Annotated in this window: 4 protein-coding genes; 3 read left to right on the top strand and 1 reads right to left on the bottom strand. The window is 75.5% G+C overall.

Annotation, left to right across the window (positions count from 1 at the left end; translation table 11 throughout):
- From G3I53_RS34580 to G3I53_RS23715, 3 genes are all read left to right on the top strand, one after another.
- Window positions 1-131, top strand: a 131-nt coding sequence (locus tag G3I53_RS34580; RefSeq protein ID WP_343240678.1) for a DUF6643 family protein, incomplete at its 5' end; no start/stop codon positions are given.
- Between the two features lie 46 nt (window positions 132-177).
- Window positions 178-1,017, top strand: coding sequence for an MOSC N-terminal beta barrel domain-containing protein (locus G3I53_RS23710; protein WP_164333827.1), 840 nt, complete (start codon window positions 178-180; stop codon window positions 1,015-1,017).
- 176 nt (window positions 1,018-1,193) lie between these two features.
- Complete coding sequence (locus G3I53_RS23715) at window positions 1,194-3,647, top strand: right-handed parallel beta-helix repeat-containing protein (RefSeq protein ID WP_164438743.1); 2,454 nt, start codon at window positions 1,194-1,196, stop codon at window positions 3,645-3,647.
- Here the strand turns inward: G3I53_RS23715 and G3I53_RS23720 are convergent.
- The coding region (locus tag G3I53_RS23720; RefSeq protein ID WP_203617356.1) for a hypothetical protein at window positions 3,617-4,572 on the bottom strand (956 nt) is incomplete at its 5' end. The two genes, G3I53_RS23715 and G3I53_RS23720, sit on opposite strands and share 31 nt — an antisense overlap.

Raw genomic sequence — 4,572 nt, forward strand, 5'->3', positions numbered from 1 at the left:
AGCCGCAGCCGCCGCGTCCGGTGCCGCCGGGCGGCGCGGGCTACGAGGCGATGCGCCCGGCGGCGGCTCCGCGCCCCGGCCCGGCTCCGTACCAGGATCCGTACAACGGCCAGCAGTACCGCGGATACTGAGCCGCTGCCCCGGGAGCCGTCCCCCGCCGTACGGCAGGATGGCTCCATGGGGAACGCGCGTCTGCACTCGATCCACATTCATCCGGTCAAGGCGTTCCGGAGCGTGCCGCTCACGGAGGTCGTCGTAGAGCCCTGGGGGCCCGCCGGAGACCGGCGCTGGATGCTGATCGACGACGGGGGCAGGGTCGTCACGCAACGTCAGCAGCCGCGCCTCGCACCCGCCGCCGCCGAGCTGTTGCCCGGCGGCGGCGTGCGGCTGTCCACGCCCGGGACCGAGCCGCTCACGGTGCCCGTCCCGCGGGCCGGCACGACCCTCACCGTGGAACTCTTCGGCGACAAGGTCGAGGCACTGCCCGCCGACGACCCGGCGGTGCGGGACTGGTGCCGGGCCCGCTTCGGCACCGGCTACCGCCTGGTGCACCTGGACGATCCCGCCGTCCGCCGGCCGGTCGATCCGGTCTACGCGGGGCCGGGCGACACCGTCACCTTCGCCGACGGCTTCCCGCTGCTGCTCACCACGACCGCGTCCCTGGACGCGCTCAACTCCCTGATCGCGGCGGGCGATCACGCGGACGAGGGCCCGCTGCCCATGAACCGGTTCCGGCCGAACCTGGTCGTGGCGGGCACCGGCGCCTGGGCGGAGGACGACTGGGAGCGCATCGCCGTGGGTGAGGTCGCGTTCCGGGTCGCCAAGCCCTCCGGGCGGTGCGTGGTGACCACCACCGACCAGGACACGGCGCGGCGCGGCCGGGAACCGCTGCACTCCCTGGGACGGCACCGCCGCGCCGACGGCCGCCTGGTCTTCGGCCAGAACCTGATCCCGCTGCACACCGGCACCGTGCGGACCGGGGACCCGGTCCGCGTCCTCGCCCGCCGCGGCGGCTGAGCCGGCGAACCGCGGATCGGGGGGCGCACGTTCGCGGCCCGGCCGGAACCCGCGCGCACACCCGGGCCGGCCTTCCGGCTCCGGTCAACCCGTGCGCCCCGCGCACGCTACGGTGGTCCGGGGCCGAGGCAGTCGGCGACAACCCGCGTACAACGAGGTGGGGGCACAGTTACGCCATGGCACAGGGCACGGTCCAGGTGACGCACACCGGCACCTCGCGGTGGCGGCGCCGCACGGGTGAGTACGCATCGCTCGCCGCCGCTCTGGAGGCCGCCGCCGACGGTGACGTCCTCACCGTCGCTCCCGGCACGTACCGGGAGAACCTCGTGGTGGAGCGGGTCGTGACGCTGCGCGGGCCGGAGGGCTCCCCCGGCTCGGTGCGCATCGCCCCCGCGGACGGCGTGCCGCTCACCGTGCGGGCCTCGGCGGTGGTGCAGGACCTGCACGTGGAGGGCCAGGACGCCGCCGCGCCGGCCGTACTGGTCGAGGAGGGCACCCCCGAACTGCGCGACGTGCGGATCGTCACCCGTTCCGCCGCCGGCATAGAGGTGCGCGGCAGCGCGCGGCCCACCGTGCGCCGCTGCACCGTCGACAATCCCGCGGGCGTCGGCATCGCCGTGCTGGACGGCGGGGGCGGGGTGTTCGAGGAGTGCGAGGTGGTGTCCGCCGGGCAGGCGGGCGTCGCCGTCCGCGACGGCGGCCACCCCCGGCTGGAGCGCTGCCGGGTGCATCACGCGGGCGGCTCCGGCCTGACGGCGACCGGGGAGCACTCGGCGCTGGAGGCCGTGGGGTGCGAGGTGTACGAGGTGCGGGGCAGCGGCATCCAGGTCACCCACCGGGCCACCGCGCACCTCACCGACTGCGACGTGCACCGCACGACCGCCGACGGGGTCACCCTCGACACCGACGCCGTGCTGACGCTGGCCGACTGCCGGATCCACGACATCCCGGAGAACGCGGTCGACCTGCGCTCCCGCTCCGTGCTCACCCTGACCCGCACCACCGTGCGGCAGTTCGGCCGCAACGGCCTGTCGGTGTGGGACCCCGGCACGCGCGTGGACGCCAACCAGTGCGAGATCTTCGACAGCACGGGTGACTACCCGGCGGTGTGGGTGAGCGACGGCGCCACCGCCGTCCTGGACTCCTGCCGGGTGCACGACGTGCCGGACGCCCTGTTCGTGCTCGACCGCGGCTCCCGCGCCGACGTGGTCGACAGCGACCTGTCCCAGGTGCGCAACACCGCGGTGTCGGTGAGCGACGGCGCCACCGCCCAGCTCGACGACTGCCGGATCCGCGACGCGGCGACCGGCGCCTGGTTCCGGGACCACGGCAGCGGCGGCACCCTCAGCAACTGCACCCTGGACGGCACCCAGACCGGCGTGATCGTCACCAAGGGCGCCGACCCGACCGTCGAACGCTGCACGGTCGACTCCCCCGCCGAGGCGGGCGTGTACGTCTCCGCGGGCGGCCGCGGCAGCTTCCTGAACTGCCGGGTCACCGGCAGCGGCGGCTACGGCTTCCACGTCATCGACGGCAGCCGCACCACGCTGCGCAAGTGCCGCACGGAGCGCTGCGCGCGCGGCGGGTACGAGTTCGCCGAGGGCGGCGCGGACGCCGCCGCGGGAGGCGGCGGTCCGCTCGTCGAGGACTGCACCAGCGACGAGAGCGGCAGCCTGCGCCCCGCCGCGGCGCCGGAGCCGGCCGTACAGACGGCGGGCCACTCCCCCGGCCTGCTGGGCGCCGTGCCCGGGCAGCGTCCGGAGCCGGTGCCCGCCGCCCCGGCGGTCCCGGCACCCGCGCCGGAGCCCGAGCCGGAGGTCCGCGCCTCGAAGGCGGTTCTCGGCGAACTCGACGCGCTGGTCGGCCTGGAGAGCGTCAAGCGCGAGGTCCGGGCGCTCATCGACATGATCGAGGTGGGGCGCGCGCGCCAGCGGGCCGGCCTGAAGGCGGCCTCGGTCAAGCGGCACCTGGTGTTCACGGGGTCCCCGGGCACCGGCAAGACGACCGTGGCCCGGCTCTACGGCGAGATCCTCGCCTCCCTCGGGGTGCTGGAGAAGGGGCACCTGGTCGAGGTGTCCCGGGTGGACCTGGTCGGCGAGCACATCGGCTCGACCGCGATCCGCACCCAGGAGGCGTTCGAGAAGGCGCGCGGGGGCGTGCTGTTCATCGACGAGGCGTACGCGCTGTCCCCGGAGGACGCCGGCCGGGACTTCGGCAAGGAGGCCATCGACACGCTGGTGAAGCTGATGGAGGACCACCGCGACGCGGTCGTGGTGATCGTCGCGGGCTACACGGCGGAGATGGAGCGCTTCCTGTCGGTCAACCCAGGGGTCGCGTCCCGTTTCTCACGGACCATCACCTTCGGCGACTACGGTCCGCAGGAACTGCTGCGGATCGTGGAACAGCAGGCGGAGGAGCACGAGTACCGGCTGGCGTCCGGCACCGCCGAGGCGCTGCTGAAGTACTTCACGGAGATCCCCAAGGGCGCCGCCTTCGGCAACGGCCGCACCGCACGCCAGACGTTCGAGGCGATGGTGGAGCGGCACGCGGGCCGGGTCGCCCAGCTCGCGGAGCCGAGCACCGACGACCTGACCCTGCTCTACGGCGAGGACCTGCCGGAACTGCCCTGATCCCGCGCCGCGGAGGACTGCCCGGTGTGCCGCGGGGCCGGCACCTCGGGGCGCAGCCGGGCCAGGAGCCGGCGCCGTTCCTGTGCGAAGGCCGGGTCGGCCTGGTAGTCGGAGTGGCCGAGGATCGGCGCGGGCAGCGGGTGGGCGCGGGTGCGGCCGTAGGCGAGCGGGTCCTTCAACGGCGGCCGGTCGACCGCGGGGCCCTCGTCGCCGGACAGCCGCACGGGGCCGCCGATGGGGTCGGTGAGCCGGTAGAGGTTGCTCCAGCAGTCGGCCTCCCGGTGCAGCCGGGCCAGCGCCTCCGGGCCGAAGTGCGCCGGGAACCAGCGGCCGTACAGGCGCTCCAGCGGGGACCCGTACGTCAGCAGCGCGACCCGGCTGCGGGTGGCGGGCGGCAGCTGCCAGGCCGCGGCGGCGGCCAGCACGCTGCCCTGGGAGTGCCCGGAGACGACCAGCCGACCGCCGGTCTCCTGCGTCCAGGTGGCGATCCGCCAGGTCAGGTCGGGCACCGCCCGCTCCGCGTAGCAGGGCGGGGCGAAGGGGTGGGCGGCGCGCGGCCAGAAGGTGCCGACGTCCCACAGGATGCCGATGGTGCGCCGCGCGGAGGCGTCCTTGTAGGCGCGCCGCCCCCAGGTGACGAACAGTATGAAGCCGAGCCCGATCAGCCAGGAGCCCAGCGCCTGCGCGGTCTCGGCGGCCCCGTGGACGACGGCGTACGAGCCGCCGGCGGCATCGCCGGGTGTCCGGTCGGTGACCAGGGCGCCGACGAGGGCTCCCGCGCCCAGCAGCAGGGTGGCGCCGGAGGTGACGGCGACGATGCGCGGGCCGCGGTCGGTGAGGGCGGCCAGGGCGCGGGCGTAGGCGATGCGGCGGGTGCGGGCGGTGTCGGCCTGCTCGCCGGGGTAGTCGCGGGCGACGGCGGCGC

The organism is Streptomyces sp. SID14436 (assembly GCF_010548465.1).
GTDB lineage: Bacteria > Actinomycetota > Actinomycetes > Streptomycetales > Streptomycetaceae > Streptomyces.